The sequence below is a fragment of the Mucilaginibacter gotjawali genome, from assembly GCF_002355435.1.
GTDB lineage: Bacteria > Bacteroidota > Bacteroidia > Sphingobacteriales > Sphingobacteriaceae > Mucilaginibacter > Mucilaginibacter gotjawali.
This window is the reverse complement of record NZ_AP017313.1, coordinates 3,020,148-3,037,222: the sequence shown is the minus strand read 5'-3', so window position 1 is coordinate 3,037,222 and position 17,075 is coordinate 3,020,148. Positions and strand designations below refer to the sequence as shown.

At 43.7% G+C, this 17,075-nt stretch carries 12 protein-coding genes; all 12 read right to left on the bottom strand.

Going from position 1 to position 17,075, the window contains the following annotated elements:
• Positions 1–54: 54 nt before the first annotated feature.
• The 12 genes from MgSA37_RS13485 to MgSA37_RS13430 all read right to left on the bottom strand — a co-directional run bounded on the left by MgSA37_RS13485 (position 55) and on the right by MgSA37_RS13430 (position 17,073).
• Positions 55–459 carry a hypothetical protein gene (locus MgSA37_RS13485; RefSeq protein WP_096352604.1) on the bottom strand — a complete coding sequence of 135 codons (405 nt, stop codon included), beginning with the start codon at positions 457–459 and terminating at the stop codon, positions 55–57.
• 100 nt (positions 460–559) lie between these two features.
• Complete coding sequence (gene topA, locus MgSA37_RS13480) at positions 560–2,899, bottom strand: type I DNA topoisomerase (protein WP_096352603.1); 2,340 nt, start codon at positions 2,897–2,899, stop codon at positions 560–562.
• 289 nt (positions 2,900–3,188) lie between these two features.
• Entirely contained in the window at positions 3,189–4,277 is a 1,089-nt protein-coding gene (gene mnmA / locus MgSA37_RS13475; RefSeq protein ID WP_096352601.1) for a tRNA 2-thiouridine(34) synthase MnmA, read from the bottom strand.
• Between the two features lie 731 nt (positions 4,278–5,008).
• Positions 5,009–6,265: a glutamate-5-semialdehyde dehydrogenase gene (locus MgSA37_RS13470; protein WP_096352600.1), complete on the bottom strand. Its 1,257-nt coding sequence runs from the start codon at positions 6,263–6,265 to the stop codon at positions 5,009–5,011.
• A gap of 33 nt (positions 6,266–6,298) precedes the next feature.
• Positions 6,299–7,378, bottom strand: a complete 1,080-nt coding sequence (proB, locus tag MgSA37_RS13465; RefSeq protein WP_096352598.1) for a glutamate 5-kinase — start codon at positions 7,376–7,378, stop codon at positions 6,299–6,301.
• 198 nt (positions 7,379–7,576) lie between these two features.
• On the bottom strand, positions 7,577–8,338 hold the full coding sequence (locus MgSA37_RS13460) for a phosphate ABC transporter ATP-binding protein (RefSeq protein WP_096352597.1): 762 nt from the start codon (positions 8,336–8,338) through the stop codon (positions 7,577–7,579).
• The gene (pstA, locus tag MgSA37_RS13455; RefSeq protein WP_096352595.1) at positions 8,338–9,183 is read right to left on the bottom strand and encodes a phosphate ABC transporter permease PstA; all 846 of its coding nucleotides are present in this window, start codon (positions 9,181–9,183) and stop codon (positions 8,338–8,340) included. The genes MgSA37_RS13460 and pstA overlap by 1 nt, the downstream gene beginning before the upstream one ends.
• Positions 9,180–10,076, bottom strand: a complete 897-nt coding sequence (gene pstC / locus MgSA37_RS13450; protein ID WP_096352594.1) for a phosphate ABC transporter permease subunit PstC — start codon at positions 10,074–10,076, stop codon at positions 9,180–9,182. Before pstC ends, pstA begins: the two co-directional genes overlap by 4 nt.
• Positions 10,077–10,189: 113 nt before the next feature.
• A complete protein-coding gene (locus MgSA37_RS13445; RefSeq protein WP_096352592.1) occupies positions 10,190–11,161 on the bottom strand; it encodes a PstS family phosphate ABC transporter substrate-binding protein in 972 nt (323 codons plus the stop codon).
• A gap of 10 nt (positions 11,162–11,171) precedes the next feature.
• Positions 11,172–12,314: a porin gene (locus MgSA37_RS13440; RefSeq protein ID WP_157750562.1), complete on the bottom strand. Its 1,143-nt coding sequence runs from the start codon at positions 12,312–12,314 to the stop codon at positions 11,172–11,174.
• Between the two features lie 429 nt (positions 12,315–12,743).
• Complete coding sequence (locus MgSA37_RS13435; RefSeq protein ID WP_096352589.1) at positions 12,744–13,829, bottom strand: efflux RND transporter periplasmic adaptor subunit; 1,086 nt, start codon at positions 13,827–13,829, stop codon at positions 12,744–12,746.
• On the bottom strand, positions 13,819–17,073 hold the full coding sequence (locus tag MgSA37_RS13430) for an efflux RND transporter permease subunit (RefSeq protein ID WP_172885323.1): 3,255 nt from the start codon (positions 17,071–17,073) through the stop codon (positions 13,819–13,821). Before MgSA37_RS13430 ends, MgSA37_RS13435 begins: the two co-directional genes overlap by 11 nt.
• Between the last annotated feature and the right edge of the window lie 2 nt (positions 17,074–17,075).

Sequence of the window (17,075 nt, the reverse complement as noted above, 5' to 3'; positions counted from 1 at the left end):
TTGAACTTGTACTTTACAAATAAACGCCCCGGAAACGTATTTTATTGGACATAATCACAAAATCATCACACCAACTTTATTCACTACCGGCAATCGTATAAAATTAACATCGACGATGCTTTCCGGGAGGAATATGAATTTTTTATCATAAATATTTTTACCTATATAATAGCTGAGCCAGTATTCATTATTTAGACCGAAGGTTTGCTCATCAATAGGTTCTATTACTTTAAAGGCACGCTGGCCCACTACCGGGAACATATGCCTTAAGGTTGATGTTTTTACTGGCTTGCCATCCTTTTCCCCATAGCCGCGCGATGTGATGAGCACATTCTCAATCGGTTCATTTTTGAGGTTAATGAGGTAGACATACCATATTTTACTCTCCGCGCTTTCCTTTTCCAAAGCAACGGCAATGGCAATGTCCTTTACCTTATTTTCGGGGAGATCTTTGATCATATTGGTTGATTAAGTTGGATTGAGTTAGATTAAGTTGATTGAGTGGGAATTCGCCTTAACTTAGTCAACTCATTCAACTTAATCAACTCATTCAACTAACTTATTTTTTCTTCGCAAACTTCTTTCCTGCTTTTTTGGGTTCTTTCTCGGCAATTGCTGCCAGTTCCTTACATTCCTCAAAAGTGAGGGATTGCGGTTCTTTTCCTTTGGGGATCTTAACGTTCAGTTTGCCAAATTCAATATAAGGGCCGAAGCGGCCATTTAAAACTTTAACCGTTGGGTCTTCATCAAAAGATTTGATCAGTTTTTCAGCGTCTTTTTTGCGTTTTTCAATAATCAGTTCAATCGCCATTTCTTCGGTCACGTCATGCGGGTCAAGTCCCTTTGGTAGTGAAAAGAAAGCGCTGTTATGCCTTATATAAGGGCCAAACTTGCCGATAGCGACGGTCATGTCCTTATCTTCAAAAACGCCTACCTTTTTAGGGAGTTTAAACAACTCAAGCGCATCTTCCATGGATATGGTTTCAATGCTCTGCCCATTGCGTAAACTTGCGTAAAGTGGTTTTTCACCATTTTCGCCATCAGTGTTTGTTTCACCCACCTGCACAAAGGGGCCATAGCGGCCAATACGTACAGAAACTTTTTTACCACTTACCGGGTGTGCCCCGAGGTCGCGTTCGCCGGTGGCTTTATCGGCCGTTTCCAGCGTGCTTTCAACTTCCTTATGGAAAGGGGAGTAAAAACCGCGGATCATATCCGTCCATTCCGTTAAACCCTGGGCAATCTCGTCAAACTGCTTTTCAACCGTTGCAGTAAAGTGAAAATCAACAATATCTTTAAAATATTGTACCAGGAAGTCATTTACAACCGAACCAATATCAGTAGGGAAGAGCTTTCCTTTTTCGGCGCCGGTATTTTCGGTTTTTTCGTCTTTTACAATCTTTTCAGCTTTCAGCGTTAACACACGGAATGTACGCGGTCTGCCTTCACGTTCCTCTTTTACCACATAACCACGGTTTTGTATGGTAGAGATAGTAGGGGCATAGGTAGATGGCCGGCCGATACCCAGTTCTTCCAGTTTTTTAACCAAGCTGGCTTCGGTATATCTTGCCGGCGGACGTGAAAAACGCTCCGTCGCGGTCATTTCCTGCAATTCCAGCTGCTGGCCTTTGCTTAAAGGCGGCAATATCGTATTTTCACCATCCTGCAGGTTATCTTCCTCTTCATCACTCGATTCGAGGTAAACCTTCAGGAAGCCGTCAAACTTCATTACCTCACCATTGGCTACCAATTCTTCTTTGCGGGTGGTGATACTGATTTTAGCCGTGGTTTTTTCAAATTGCGCTTCGCTCATTTGCGAAGCGATCGCCCTTTTCCAGATCAGGTCGTACAAGCGCATTTCGCTTGAATCGCTGCTGATGGTATGCTGGTTAAAATAGGTGGGGCGTATGGCTTCGTGCGCTTCCTGTGCGCTTGCGTTTTTGGTCTTATATTTTCTAAGCTGATGATATTTACTGCCGTATGCCGATACAATTTCCTGTTCAGCAGCATTTAAGGCATGGTCGGATAAATTAACCGAATCTGTACGCATATAGGTAATATGCCCGGATTCATACAGCTTTTGCGCCACCTGCATAGTACGCGAAACTGAAAAACCTAATTTCCGGCTGGCTTCCTGTTGCAGGGTAGAGGTAGTAAACGGCGCCGCTGGTGAACGCTTGGCGGGCCTTGTATCCAATGATTTTATCTCGAAGCCGGCGCCGGTACAATCCTGCAGGAATTTTTCAGCATCATCCTGTTTTGCAAAACGTTCGGGTAATTCAGCTTTAAAAGCGCTTTTTCCTTTATCAAACAGCGCAACAATTTTAAATGCCGCTTCGGACTTAAATTTATTGATTTCGCGTTCCCTGTCTACGATTAGTCTGACCGCTACTGACTGTACGCGACCCGCTGAAAGAGAGGGCTTAACTTTTTTCCATAAAACGGGCGAAAGCTCAAAGCCTACCAGCCTGTCTAAAACACGGCGGGCCTGCTGTGCATTTACCAGGTTATAGTCAATTTTGCGTGGATTTTCAATGGCGCGTAAAATAGCAGGCTTGGTGATCTCGTGGAAAACAATCCGCTTGGTGGTTGCGTCTTTAAGCCCTAAAGTATCAAAAAGGTGCCATGATATGGCCTCTCCCTCACGGTCCTCGTCCGATGCCAGCCAAACCATATCAGCTTCTTTGGATAGTTTCTTTAATTCACTGACTATCTGTTTTTTATCAGCCGGCACCTCGTATTTTTGTTTGAAATCATTGGCAATATCAATGGCGTCGTCAGACTTCACCAGGTCGCGGATATGACCATAACTCGACTTAACCGTAAAGTCTTTGCCAAGGTATCCCTCTATGGTTTTAGCTTTCGCCGGAGATTCAACTATAAGAAGATTTTTTGCCATTTAAGCGATTTTTTTTTGCAAATAAAACATAAAGAAAGCGAAACACAAGAAGAAAATTGAAATGAGGTTGCGTTGGAAGGGGCATTTTGTTGTAAAGTTGGAAGGTTTTAAGGTTGAAATGTTGAGAGAAAATGTTTAATGAACAAAAGTTTCAATGCCGGGATTTGGAGACTTTCGATGCCCAAATTACAGCGTTGTGATCGACCATTAAATAGGTTGTATTTTTATTTCAAAACCCCGCGAAAAATAACATTTCAACTTTGCAACATTCCAACCTTTCAACAACCTGTTATATTAAAAAACCGCCACCCAGCAAATCATTCCCCTCATAAAACACAGCCGACTGGCCCGGCGCAATGCCTGATACCGAATGGTGAAAATCAACTTTCATATGTTCGCCCATTTGCACAATGGTGCTTTGGGTACCGGCATCTTTGTACCTTATTTTAGTAATGGCTTCAATTGGCTCGCGGATGCTTTCGTATTTAACGAGGTTTAAATTTTTAACCCAGGCTTCTTTGCGTTCCAGTTCGTCAACGGTTCCCAAAACAACGGTATTGGTTTGTGGGTTGATGCTGGTAACAAACATAGGGTGACCAAGCGCAATACCCAAACCTTTGCGCTGGCCAATGGTATAAAAAGGGTAGCCCTGGTGTTTGCCTACTACGGTGCCGTCAGTTAAAACAAAGTTACCACCGGCAACACGTTCCTCAAGGTCTTCTACTTTATGTCTTAAAAAGGCCCGATAGTCGTTATCAGGCACAAAGCAGATCTCATAACTTTCACTTTTGCCGGCCAGCTCTACCTGGCCCATATCCATAGCCATCTGCCTGATCTCGGGTTTTGAAAAACTGCCCAATGGAAATTTGGTACGTGAAAGGTTTTTTTGCGATACCCCCCACAATACATAGGACTGGTCTTTATTTTCGTCTTTACCTTTCGAGATCACATAGCGGCCGTTATCCTGTAAACGGATGTTGGCGTAATGGCCAGTTGCAATAAATTCACAATCCAGTTTGTCGGCACGTTTTAACAATGCTTCCCATTTAATATGGGTATTGCATAAAACGCAGGGATTGGGGGTGCGCCCGGCCAAATATTCGTCTACAAAATTATCGATCACAAAATCGCCAAACTCACTGCGAATATCTAATATATAGTGCGGAAAGCCATAGCCTACAGCTAATGCGCGGGCATCGTTAATACTATCAAGGCTGCAGCAGCCGGTTTCTTTTGAGCTTCCGCCGGATGAGGCATAATCCCAGGTTTTCATGGTAAGCCCTATCACTTCATAACCCTGCTCATGCAGCATAACAGCTGCCACGGAGCTGTCAACCCCGCCGCTCATCGCTACTAATATCCTCCCGTGCTTACTCATTTTGCCGCAAAGATACCGTTTTTGATTTTTATGGCGAGCTTCCTGAGTCAGGGCAAGGTAAATTGTTTTGAAAGATAACCAGGTACTTTGGGTTAAGATAATGTAAATTTCACACTAACACGCTTTTGAATTTAACTAAAAGGCAAGTATTTGGTTTTCCGTTCCCAATTCAAACAACTGTTTAAATTATAAAATTTAATGCTATTGTAAAAAAGATCCATCGACTTTAATTTAATATACGTTCAGGATAATTTATTTGTATCAGCAGCGTTATTGTTGAAATTTTTCGAAAAATGGCAGAGAATGACGCAAAAACAGAAAACCAGCATTTAGCTCCCTGCGAGAAGAAAATCAGCTTTCAAATGGTTTAAACCTCTATTTTTAACCACTTTCAGCCAAATGAAAATTATAAAAAAACGATCTTTACTGATAATTTGATAAAATAATAAATGTAGGGTTGACTATTATAAAATATTCAAATCTTTTCATTAAAAATTTCGTAAAAATTACAAAAAACTTTGTAACCCAAAAATTACAATATACATTTAAAAACTCTAATTAATAATAAATAATGATTACCCGTTTAACTTTAGAACAAAAATTACAGGCTGTAATTTTGGCTATTATTTGTTTCGTTGCCGTAGCAGATTACCTTATAAAGTAAGAAACAAATTTGAAGTTGTGAAAGGGTGTACATCACGGGATGTACACCTTTTTTGTGCAGAAAAGATTTAAGCGCGGGTTTGTCCGCTACCTCTCACTATCCATTTATAGCTGGTCAATTCTTTTAGCCCCATCGGGCCCCGGGCATGGAGTTTTTGGGTGCTGATACCAATCTCGGCGCCCAACCCAAACTGAGCCCCGTCTGTAAAAGCTGTTGAAGCATTCACATAAACGGCGGCGGCATCCACCTGGTTTAAAAATGCTTCGCAGCGCGCAGGATCCTCAGATATAATGGCCTCGCTATGTTTTGAACCGTACTCAGCAATATGATCAAGCGCGTCCTCAAAGCTTTCAACCACCTTAACTGCCATTTTTAAGGATAAAAACTCTGTTCCGAAATGTTCCGGTTTCGCATGGGCCAGCAGGGCATCCGGATAATGCCCCTTTAAGATCATAAATGCTGTTTCATCGGCATACAATACCACTTTCTTTTCCACTAACGGCGTAAGCAACTTTGGCAGATCCCTTAGTCTGGTATAATGAACTATAAGGCAATCAAGCGCATTGCAAACGCTCACACGGCGGGTTTTTGCATTTAAAATAATAGCGCGTCCTTTTTCAAGATCGCCAAATTCATCAAAATAAGTGTGCACAATGCCGGCGCCTGTTTCAATAACCGGCACTTTGCTATTATTTCGCACATGATCTATCAATTGCTGGCTCCCGCGGGGAATTAAGACGTCTACATACCCAATAGCACTCAGCAGGGCGTCAGTGGCTTCGCGTTCAGGCGGCAACAGCGTCGCAATATTTTCATCAATGTCATGATCTGCCAAAACCCGGCGGATAATTGAAATGATCGCCTGATTTGAAAATTCGGCGTCGCTGCCACCTTTTAATATGCAAGTGTTACCTGTTTTAAAACAAAGTGCAAATACGTCGAAAGTTACATTTGGACGGGCCTCGTATATTACACCAACAATACCCAGCGGCACGCTTATCCGTTTTATTTCCAATCCATTATGCATCTGCTTACGCGAAAGGATATGCCCCAGCGGGCTTCTTAGTTTTGCCACATTTACAATTTCTGTCGCAATATCTTTTATTCGTTCGGCAGTGAGCTTTAAACGATCGAATTTGGGGTCTGTCGGATCCATGCGATCCAGATCCTTTTTATTTTCTTTTAATAAATATTCGCTTTGAGCAATAGTTGCTTTAGCAAGTTCCTTCAATACAATATTAATTTTTGAAGGATCGATGGTTTTCCGTGACGCAATCCGGGCATTTTCAAAATACGCGGTATAACTTTTCTGCTTAGTGGGCATTGTAATCAGGTTATATTAGTAAAGGGATATCCTTTAGTTTTCTAAATAAAGGTAATCATAATGTACAAGGGGTTTCTGATTTTTTTTCCCCGCCATTTCGGCCGCTTTATCCGAACCATATTGCGCTATGCCTAAGCCGATAGACTTGTTGTTTTCGTCAACCAGCTTAATGATTTCGCCCTTTTTAAAATCCGATATAATATTAATAACGCCCACAGGTAACAGGCTTGAAGCCTTGGCCGATGTTAGCGCAGCTTTTGCTCCTTCGTTTACCTGTACAATACCTTTGGCATAGTTACCGGCATGAGCGATCCACTTTTTTTTCCCGGAGGAAGACTTGCTGGGGATAAAATAGGTGTGGGGTGCCGTGTTTTCTAAAACATCCACCAAAATATTTTCTTTTGTGCCATTCGCTATGTGCACCGCTATACCCAGTTGCGCCACTTTTTGTGCCATGGTTGATTTGGTAATCATCCCCCCGCGGCCAAATTGTGAACTCCCGGAACTCACGAATGCGGAAAAATCGATCGTATTACCACTTACCTCTTCAATAACCCTGGTATTCTCGCTATTCGGGTCGCCGTCATATATCCCGTCTACATTGGTTAACACAATAAGCGCCTGGGCATTCAACATGGAAGCTATGAGACCGGCCAGTTCGTCGTTATCGGTAAACATCAGTTCAGTGACTGAGACCACATCATTTTCGTTTACTACCGGTATTACATGGTGCTGTAATAAAATTTTAAGGCAGTTTTTCATGTTGAGGTAATGCAACCTATCCCTGAAATCTTCTTTGGTTACCAGCACCTGCGAACAAAGGATATTGAATTTTTCGAATTCGTGCGCGTAAGTATTGATCAATTTTACCTGGCCGATTGAAGCAAACAATTGCCTGGTGGCAACGGAGTCGTATTTTTCGGAAATAGAGATCAAACTGCGCCCGGAAGCAACAGCGCCAGAGGAAACCAACACCACTTCAACTCCCCGTCGTTTTATGGCAGCCATCTGTTCAACCAGGTGGCTGATGCGCTTTAAATCAGGCAGTCCGTCTTTTTGGGTCAGAACATTCGAGCCGATCTTAATAATTATACGCTGGTAATTGTACGCCATTTATTTAGTAAATGGTGCAATATACGGCGAAAAAATATAAAATGTTATTAATTATATGGTTAAAAAGATAAAAATACATCCACAAAGCCACAAAAAACAATCGATAACGGGTTATTTTAATTAAAAAAGGCGCAATTTTGATTTAAATTGCACCTTTTATATATTTTTTTATCCAAAAAATGGTATAAATACTCCAATTTAGGTGATAAACCCTTTTACATATTGTTTGGTCAATTCTTCTTTCGGGTTTTGTAAAATCTCGTTGGTCGGGCCTGCTTCAATGATCTTACCCATATACACAAAGATAATATGGTCAGAAATTCTTGCCGCCTGGCGAAGGATATGTGTTACGAGCACGATGGTGTATTTTTCTTTTAATTGCACAAACAGATCTTCAATAATATGGGTAGATACAGGGTCGAGCGCCGAGGTGGATTCATCACCCAGAATAATTTCGGGGCCCACTGCCAAACCACGTGCCAGGCATAACCGTTGTTGCTGGCCGATAGATAAACGCGTAGCCGAAGCATGTAATCTGTCTTTTACTTCTTCCCATAAACCCGTTGCTTTCAGCTGTTTTTCGACCAATTCATCCAGGTCGTGCTTTTTGCGGATGCCGTGAATGCGCGGCCCGTAAGCCACATTATCATAAATTGACATCGGCAGGGGATAAGGGCGCTGGGAAAGCAGCCCCATTTTTTGACGGATGTGGGTTACCTCCACATCTGGGTCGTAAATATTTTCGCCATCCACCAATACTTTGCCGGTGATCTTTACATCGGCTGAATTATCAAGTAAGCGGTTGAATGTTTTGAGTAATGTAGTTTTTCCGCAGCCTGAAGGACCGATAATGGAGGTGACTTTTTTATCAGGAATATCAATATTAATATCCTTTAAAATATGCTGGTTGCCAATATGGACATTTAATTGCTGAACACTTATAAGGGATTTGTTGTCCATTAGATTTTATGTTTAAAAAAATTCTTGATCAATGCTTCCGATAAAACGGTGATTATTAAAACGACGATGGTGAGCACCAGGGCCGAGGCATAACCGCGCCCCTGTACTTCTTCAACCGGGCTGCTTAACTGGAAAAAAATAGCCAGGGGCAGGGTAGCAGCGGGTTCATGCAGCGATGTTGGGATATTATCGCTAAAGCCGGCGGTAAACAGCACGGATGCCACGTCGCCAATAGCCCTGCCGAATGACAACAATATGGCGGTAAATATTCCCGGCCTGATCTGCCTTAACACTACTTTAGCCATTTCCCAGCGGGTAGCGCCGAGAGATAGTGCAGCATCGCGCAGTTCGAAGGGTACGGTGCGGATCACCTCGTCAAGCGTACGGACTAAAATTGGGATTACCAGCAGCGTAACGGCAATGATGCCACCCAAAAGTGATGCCCTTAACCCAAAATATACCATAATTAAAAAGCCGAAAGCCCCATATACAATAGAGGGAATGCCGAACAATACATCAAACGCCATACGCAGGGTATTGGCTAAAAATGTTTTGCCGTTCATATACATATTGATGTAAATGGCAACTGGTATACTAATCAATAAGCCCAATATAGTGGCTCCGCCGGCGATATACATGGAGCCGACAATGGCATTTAAGATACCACCTTCTTTACCGATATAAAATCCGCCACCCGGTGTTTTGGTGATCATATCGAGGTTCATATAGGGTGCACCTTTATAAAATATGGTGCCAACTATCAGGAAAAAGCTGCCCGCAACAAATACCGTTGCCAACACCATCAATACCCTGAAAAACAATTCTTCAAATTTTCTACGTTTCATGAGGCAAGTTTCCTTTCAAGGCGGGCCAGAATAACCCTGGATATTAAATTGAACAGCAGGATAATAACAAAAAGCAGCAATGCTGCAAACATCAGCGCTGAATCATACATCGGGATGGAAAGCATCTCGCCGTAGTTGTTAGCGATCAATGCAGGAAGCGGATACCCGGGGTCGAATACAGAATGTGGTACAGCGGCATTATTACCGCAAACCATCAGCACCGCTATTGTCTCGCCAAACGCCCGTGATATTGCCAGTACCAGTGCAGCAATGATGCCCGGTAGCGCTTTTCGCAATATTACTTTGCGGGTTGTTTCCCATTTGGTAGCGCCAAGTGACAAAGAGGCATCTCTAAGATCCTGAGGGATGGTGCGCAGTACTTCAGTAATAATGCTCACAATTAACGGGAAGATCATTACCGCCAGCACAATACCGCCCGCCAAAACGCTATAGCCTGTTGAGAAAGCTACAAAATGCGGCGCAATGTGATCCTGGATGAGGGGGATAATGAAAAGTACCCCCCAAACACCAAAAATTACCGGCGGAATGCCCGACAGTAAGTTTACAAAAGGGGTGAGTATTTTCCTGATCCTCGCCGGGGCATATTCATTAATATATAATGCTGTAAGCAGGCAAAGCGGCAACGCTATAATAATAGAAATAGCCGTGACCCACAAAGTCCCCATAATGAAAGGGTAAAACCCGAATAAACCTTTGAGGGGCTTCCATACGCTGGTAGTTAAAAGATCCGAAAGCGGTAACTTGCGCAGAATGGGTATGGAGTGGTAATATAACCCTACTCCGATCACGAATAATACAGAAACTGATACCAGTGTTAACACCAGCATCAGTTTCGACATGAATTTATCTTTGAATAGTCTTAGTTTATACATGTTGTTTTTGGTTCATAGCTCATAGTTCATGGTTCATACTCAGTTTAGCCGGCTAATTCATTTAATCCTCAAAATGTTTTTCCGTGAACAATGAACCATGAACTATGAACCTTTTACTCCACCTTTTTCAGCTCCTCCTGGATTTTTGCTTTTGAGAGTGCGATGTAACCACTTTCATCCACATCTTTTTGCCCGGTGGTTAACACGAACTTGACGAACTCGATCAGTTCTTTTTTCTTTGGTCTTCCTTTAAACAGGAATCCCAGGTTGCGGGCCGGGGGAGAGGGGTATTTCCCGGCGCCAATAGCATCTGTCAACTGATCAATAGTATCGTAAAAATTTTCGTCAGCGTCAATTTTCCCGTTGCCGTTTACATCGATCGGCAAGGCATGCACGCCGGCCACCTGTTTACGGGTTTTGAGGTCGTACAGGTAGGCAAGGTTATTATAACCTATCGCCGTAACATCCTTTTTAACGGCTTGCGCCAGGCCGGGGTCACCGTATACGCCGACACCCAATAGGTCCTCCTGCTTTTTGCCGAAATATTTAGCCCAGGTTTCAGCCGCACCCGCAGCATCAGAGCGGGTATAGACATGTATTGGTACATCTACTTTGCCTGCAACCTGTTTCCAGTTTTTAATGTTGCCGCTTACAAAAATGTCGCTGAATTGCCCTTTTTTAACACCTTTCGCCAAAATAGCCGCAGCATTGGGGTTAGCGGTGTTGAATGTTGGCACCACGGCATCTTTTGTTACATAAATGGTGTAAGCGCCTTTTTTTACTTCGGCCGGATCAATATCGCGGGACGCTAATCCAATATCAACTAATCCGGATAATGCATCAGTAATTCCTTTTCCTGCTCCACCGGCAGAAATATTAAAGGTTACCTTAGGGTGCAGCTTTTTAAATTCGTCGGCCCACTTAACTGTAATGGGATACAGGGCAAACGCTCCTGATATGCTTATTGTTCCTTCAAGGTCATCTGACACTGGTTTAGGGGGAACCGGCTTAACAAACGAAGAAACTAATAAAGCAGCAACGATCAATACAGGCACCAATTGCCATTTTAATAATATCTTTCTCATGGTTTTTTATTTAAAAAGCTAATTGTAATTGTACTTCAAGGATGTCGTTTTTCACCTGGACTGCTGCTTCTTCGCGGCGGTTCAGGTAATCAACGGTAAGTTTTGCCCAATTGTTAAAGAAGTAATTTACACCACCGGTATAAATCTTGGCCCGGTCTGTTTTTATCGCTTTATTGGGATCGTAGTTATCATATTTTGCTGCAAGCTGTAATTTTTTAGGGACGATAAAATAGGCCGCCTGCGCAAAGTAACCGTCTCTTTTGATGGAGCCATCTGTTCCTTTATCATATTCAGCCTGTACTGACAGGGGCCCGATCACATAGCGTGCATCAAAGCCACCCCGGTTGCGTTTTTGGTTTTTGGCAGGGGTACCATAGTTAGCAACGCCATTATAAAAATCGCCCGAAACGATCAGTCCGGTCACCGGGTGAATACTTAGCCTGCCGGCAATATCTTTATTGTAGTTGTTATCACCTGTTACATCGTAACCCGCGCCGTTAAATACGCCGAAGGTATAATCGAACAGGTAGTTATTGTCTATTTTGGCAAAGCTTCCATTGATCTGAAGGCCGATATCACGTCCCTGCTGGTTACCTGGAGTAACCGAAATCACGTCTTTGGAGCGTCCTACCAGCGCTTCAACAACCTGCGAACGGTCAATAAATTCAAGCTGTGCATCTGATGTCAGGCTTTCAAGTGAAAAGGGGATCTTAAATTGGCCTGCCGAAACTTTTAAATAGTCGCCAAATTTATAGGCTGTATAGGCATCTACCAGTTTTACACCGGAGCCGCTTAGCTCTGTTTGAGTATAGTATGACCAGTTGTCAGTTACATTACCTGATACGATCAAACGGATGCGATGAAGGTCGAAGCCATTGTTTGAACTTACCTGCTGAAAAGCCTGGTAACGTTCCTGTAAAAGGCCGCTGATCTGCAATGCTTTGGTACCAACAGAAATCACATGCTCTTTGTCTTTTTTAGCTTGCGCTTTGATCGCTTCATCTGAACGGATCGAGTCGGCTTCCTGCTGGCTGATCACGTGTTTTTTAAGGAGTATATTGATCATATCGTCATTTTGCTGTGCTTTTGCAAAAATCGAAGTGAATAATATACTCAATAGGAGTAATGTTCTGGTTAGGTAACGTTGTTTCATTTTGTTGAGTTTAATATTTAAGGATTTTAACTTGTTTAAAGTGTTGCGTAGGGGATTGCTATAGTAAAGCTGAAGTGTCATTAACAACAGCTGGGTTTAAATGCGATATAGATATGGTCTGTTTTCATTACTTTTCATTTTATTATTATTCTATTGCTCCCATTTCATCTACTGTGCCTACTACATCCACAATTCCTATTATTTTGATAGGCGTAAAAGTATGTAAATATTTTTTATTTGCAATATTTTCGAAAAATATTTTCCCGGGATTTAAGAAGAATTAAACAGATAGGGGATATTAAGCAATAATATATTATCTGCCGTTACGCTATTTAATGTATTATTTAAAAAAAGTGGAATTAGAAAATAAAAAAGCCGGCAGCTTTATAAGGTCTGCCGGCAGCAAAAACAATAAAACATCCTCAAATTTTATTGTTGCAGATCATCTCCCTGCTTAACTTCATCTGAAGCATGCAGCAATATTTTATCGTTAGCTTTCAGGTTGCCGAAAACTTCGGTAGAATCATTACCAACCAATCCTTCTTTAATGTTAACGATGTCAGCTTTCCCGCTGCTGTCTTTAATTATATACTCGCGCTCTGTTGAACGAATGATAGCGCCGTTCGGCACCAACAGCGATTTTGCCCCGGAAAGCATCGGGATTCTTACTTCGGCATACATGCCTGGTTTGAGTTGTCCGTTTTTGTTCTGTACGTCAATTTCGATAGCTTCCTGCTGCATGCTTCCCAGTGAATTGGCCGAACGGCTGATCTTTGCGGTCTGGCTTTCGCCGGGCATGGCGTTAAAAGTGAAGCTAACAGGTTGGTTCAGGTCGACCTTATCCACATAATCTTCAGGAATACTCACGGTGAGGCGCATTTTATGGATATCCTGTAACACCAGGATGGGTTGGTCACCTGTTTTCCCGGGTGCAACCAGTGCGCCGGGAGAAACATTGCGCTGAATGATCATGCCGTCAAATGGCGCATAAATCCGTAAATATCCCAACATCGTTCGCACTGCTTCCACGTTTGAGCGTTGCGCCTGGGCTTTGGCCTCACCGGCTTTCATTTGCGAACTAGCATTATCAAGATCTAGTGGTGACACTGAACCTGGCTCCTTCGCCGCTTCTTTTAAACGGTCGTATTTTTCCTTGCTTGCCTGGGCATCGGCCTGGGCCTGGATATATTGTGAGTTGGCGGCTTCCAGCTGCGATTCCATTTCGGGCGCTTCAAGGATTACCAACAGCTGTCCTTTTTTAACAATGGAACCCCTATCGACAAAAAGCTCCTTTACAAAGCCATTTACTTTCGGGAAAATGTTCACCTCGTTAAAAGGAATTAATTGGCCCGGAAGGCGGGCAGAAGAGGAAAGCGCTTTTTCAGCTACGCTTGCAAACTGGTATTTATTGACGTGCTCTTTTGCCTGGGCCGTCAGGTCAACCGGTTTATTATTGCCGGTACATCCCGCAAAAGAAACAGCTATTGCTATGAACAAATATGGTCTATATTTCATTTTCTTTAATATTTAAGTGAAGTAATTCAGTTGATTCGGCGGGCATTAACGATGGTTCATCAAAGGTTGTTTTACCCTGAACCCATGCAAATACCATCGGCAGTATAAATAAGGCGGCGAGGGTTGAGGCGGCTAAACCGCCTATTACTGCGCGGCCAAGAGGGGCTGATTGTTCACCGGCCTCGCCCATACCGGATGCCATTGGGATCATCCCCGCAATCATCGCGAAGCTGGTCATCAGGATTGGCCGCAAACGGATAGAGGCGCTGGTAATGGATGCTTTAGTCGCATTCCTGTATTCGAGCCGCAGTTTTTCGGCATTGGTGACGATCAGGATCGCATTAGCCACCGATACACCCGTGGACATGATCATCCCCATGTAAGATTGCAGGTTGAGCGTGGAGCCGGTTACCAGTAACGCGATAATTGAACCTAAAATCACCGCCGGAATGGTAGATAATACGGAAAGCGATACTTTAAACGACTGGTAATTTGCCGCCAGCAATAAAAATATCACCAGTACTGCAAACATTAACCCGTTTTGCAAGCTACTGAGCGTTTCCGTTAACAGGTCGGACATGCCGCCTAAGGTTGCAATTAACCCTTTGGGAGGTTCACCAACTGATTTTACTGCTTTTTGAACTGCTGTGGTGGCCGTTCCGAGGTCCGTTTTATAAATATTCGCGCTAACGGTAATGAAACGGCGCGGTCCGGTCCGGTCATACTCGCCCGGGGCGGTACTTTGTTTAAATGTGGCCACATCCGCAAGGGTAGGGCTGCTCTGGCCTTTTACTAACGGGATTTCCTTTAATTCATCCATGGAGTTCATCACATATTCGGGGATCTGTGCCTGTACCTGGTAGGTATAGGAGTTGGCGGTATCCAGCCATAAGTTTTTCAGCGTAAAACGGCTGGACGAGGTACCCGCAGTTACAGAGCGGGCTATATCGCTCACATTTAAACCCAGTTGCGAGATCTTCAACCGGTCGAGCGTGATGGCGATCACCGGGTAATCCAGCGGTTGGTTAATCTGCACATCCCGCAGGTAAGGTATTTGTTTCAACCTGGTTAAAACCTTGCCGGCATACGCTTTGATCTGCTGCATATTTTTACCGGCTACCTGCACCTCGATAGGGGTGTTGGCGCCCTGGCTCATGATCTTCTCGGTCATGTCAATGGGTTCAAAAGTGATGCTCATTTCGGGTATGGCCTGTTTAATATTTCTGCGCAAGGCATCTTTCAGCTCATCAAGGTTTATTTTGTAATCCTCATCAAGGTTTACCTGCAAAACTGCTTCATGCGTGCCGGTATTAAATACATACAGGTTACTGCTGCCAAAGCTGCTGGGCACCAGGCCGATATACCCTGAAGTGATTTTTACATGGTTGTTTACCGTTTGGTTAATAATTTGCAGCACCTGTTTAAACTTATCTTCGGTGCGTTCAAGGCGGGTACCCTGTGGCTCTTTCAGCCGGATCTGGAACTGGCCATTATTTAGTTTTGGCATCATATCCTTGCCAATCACCACAAATCCAACACCTGCCATCACAATAACCACTACCAGGTAAATGGGCACGATGAGTTTTTTCCGGGGCATCAACCGGGTGAGGACGCCGATAAATCGCGATTTTACTTTTTCAAAGAAATCATTTTGTTCGGGATGTGCAAGCTCTTCATCGCGGTGCCTGTTTACCTGTATTTCTTCATTCCGGTTAAGCGCTTCACCCGCATGGGCATGAACCCGGTCATGGTGATACACCTGGTAACGTTCTGCTTTGATCATCCAGTTGCTTAATATCGGAACTAAAGTTTGCGCCAGCACATAGGATACGATCATGGTTAAACCGATGGCCATGGATAGCGGCAGAAACATTGCCTTTGGCACGCCGTTCATCATAAATGACGGTGCGAATACCGCCAGGATACATAATAATATCAGTAATAAAGGAAAAGAGATCTCTTCGCAGGCGTCGTATATCGCCAGTTTTTTGTTTTTGCCCATTTCCAGGTGCTGATGGATGTTTTCGATAGTAACCGTGGCCTGGTCGACGAGGATACCTATGGCCAGCGCCAGCCCGCTCAACGTCATGATATTGATGGTTTGGCCGAAAAGACTAAGCAGTAATACACCTATTAATATGGATACGGGAATGGTGATTACCACGATCAAACTGCTGCGCAGGTCCCGCAGGAAAAGCAATACCATCAAGCCGGTAAGCAGGGCGCCAAGGCCGCCTTCGGTCATTAAACTTTTAACTGCATTGACCACGAAAACCGATTGGTCAAACTCATAGGATATTTTTACGTCATTCGGCAACAGGCTTTGCATTTCGGGAAGCCTGCTTTTAAGGTCCTGCACTACGGTCCAGGTGGAAGCGGATGCCGTTTTTACTATCGGGATATAAACGGAGCGTTTGCCATTAATGAGGGCATAATCTACCGTTATATCGGCGCCATCGCTTACCCTTGCAATGTCTTTAATATAAACAGGCACGCCATTTTTGGTAATCACCGGGATTTCGCCAAAGTTTGCTGCTTTATTTACCAGCGAGTTCATGGTGGTTAAATACATGGTGTTACCTATCCTCAGGTTGCCGGACGGCGACATTACGTTGTATTTTGAAAGGGCTTCGACCACCTCATCTGGCGTAAGGCTAAAGCTGCGCAGTTTGTTCGGATCGATATTAAAAACGATGGTACGCGCATTTGAACCAAACGGAGGCGGTGCCGACAAACCCGGAATGGTTGAAAACATGGGCCTGATGCGGGTAGCCGCCAGGTCATAAATGTCTTTCAGGCTTTCGTTTTTACTATCCATCACCAGTTCTCCAACCGGCAGCGACGAGGCATCATACCTTACCACCTGCGGCGGTAGTGCACCCGGCGGAAAAAAGCTTTGCGCGCGGTTAACCTGCAGGGCCACCTGGGCCGAAGCTTCGGCCATGTTGGTGGTTTCGTAAAAAGATATTTTGATGATGGTTAATCCCTGGATGCTTTTACTGGTAATATTTTTTACGCCATCTACATACAAAAACTGGTTTTGTAAGCCTGTGGCAAAAAAGCCTTCCATTTGCCGGGCAGACATGCCGCCATACGATTCAATTACATAAATAGTGGGCAGGTTGAGCTTCGGGAAAATATCTATCGGTATATTGATTGCACTGAGCACTGCAAATATTAAAAGACTCATGGTAATTACAATTACCGTGATGGGCCTTTTGAGTGCGGAGGTGACCATTGACATAA

Coding starts and splice junctions, on each gene's coding strand:
- MgSA37_RS13470 (WP_096352600.1), bottom strand. CDS start 6,265: ATGCCCACTAAGCAGAAAAGTTATACCGCGTATTTTGAAAATGCCCGG.
- MgSA37_RS13430 (WP_172885323.1), bottom strand. CDS start 17,073: ATGTCAATGGTCACCTCCGCACTCAAAAGGCCCATCACGGTAATTGTA.
- topA (WP_096352603.1), bottom strand. CDS start 2,899: ATGGCAAAAAATCTTCTTATAGTTGAATCTCCGGCGAAAGCTAAAACC.
- MgSA37_RS13485 (WP_096352604.1), bottom strand. CDS start 459: ATGATCAAAGATCTCCCCGAAAATAAGGTAAAGGACATTGCCATTGCC.
- MgSA37_RS13440 (WP_157750562.1), bottom strand. CDS start 12,314: ATGAAACAACGTTACCTAACCAGAACATTACTCCTATTGAGTATATTA.
- pstA (WP_096352595.1), bottom strand. CDS start 9,183: ATGAAACGTAGAAAATTTGAAGAATTGTTTTTCAGGGTATTGATGGTG.
- proB (WP_096352598.1), bottom strand. CDS start 7,378: ATGGCGTACAATTACCAGCGTATAATTATTAAGATCGGCTCGAATGTT.
- MgSA37_RS13460 (WP_096352597.1), bottom strand. CDS start 8,338: ATGGACAACAAATCCCTTATAAGTGTTCAGCAATTAAATGTCCATATT.
- MgSA37_RS13445 (WP_096352592.1), bottom strand. CDS start 11,161: ATGAGAAAGATATTATTAAAATGGCAATTGGTGCCTGTATTGATCGTT.
- pstC (WP_096352594.1), bottom strand. CDS start 10,076: ATGTATAAACTAAGACTATTCAAAGATAAATTCATGTCGAAACTGATG.
- MgSA37_RS13435 (WP_096352589.1), bottom strand. CDS start 13,829: ATGAAATATAGACCATATTTGTTCATAGCAATAGCTGTTTCTTTTGCG.
- mnmA (WP_096352601.1), bottom strand. CDS start 4,277: ATGAGTAAGCACGGGAGGATATTAGTAGCGATGAGCGGCGGGGTTGAC.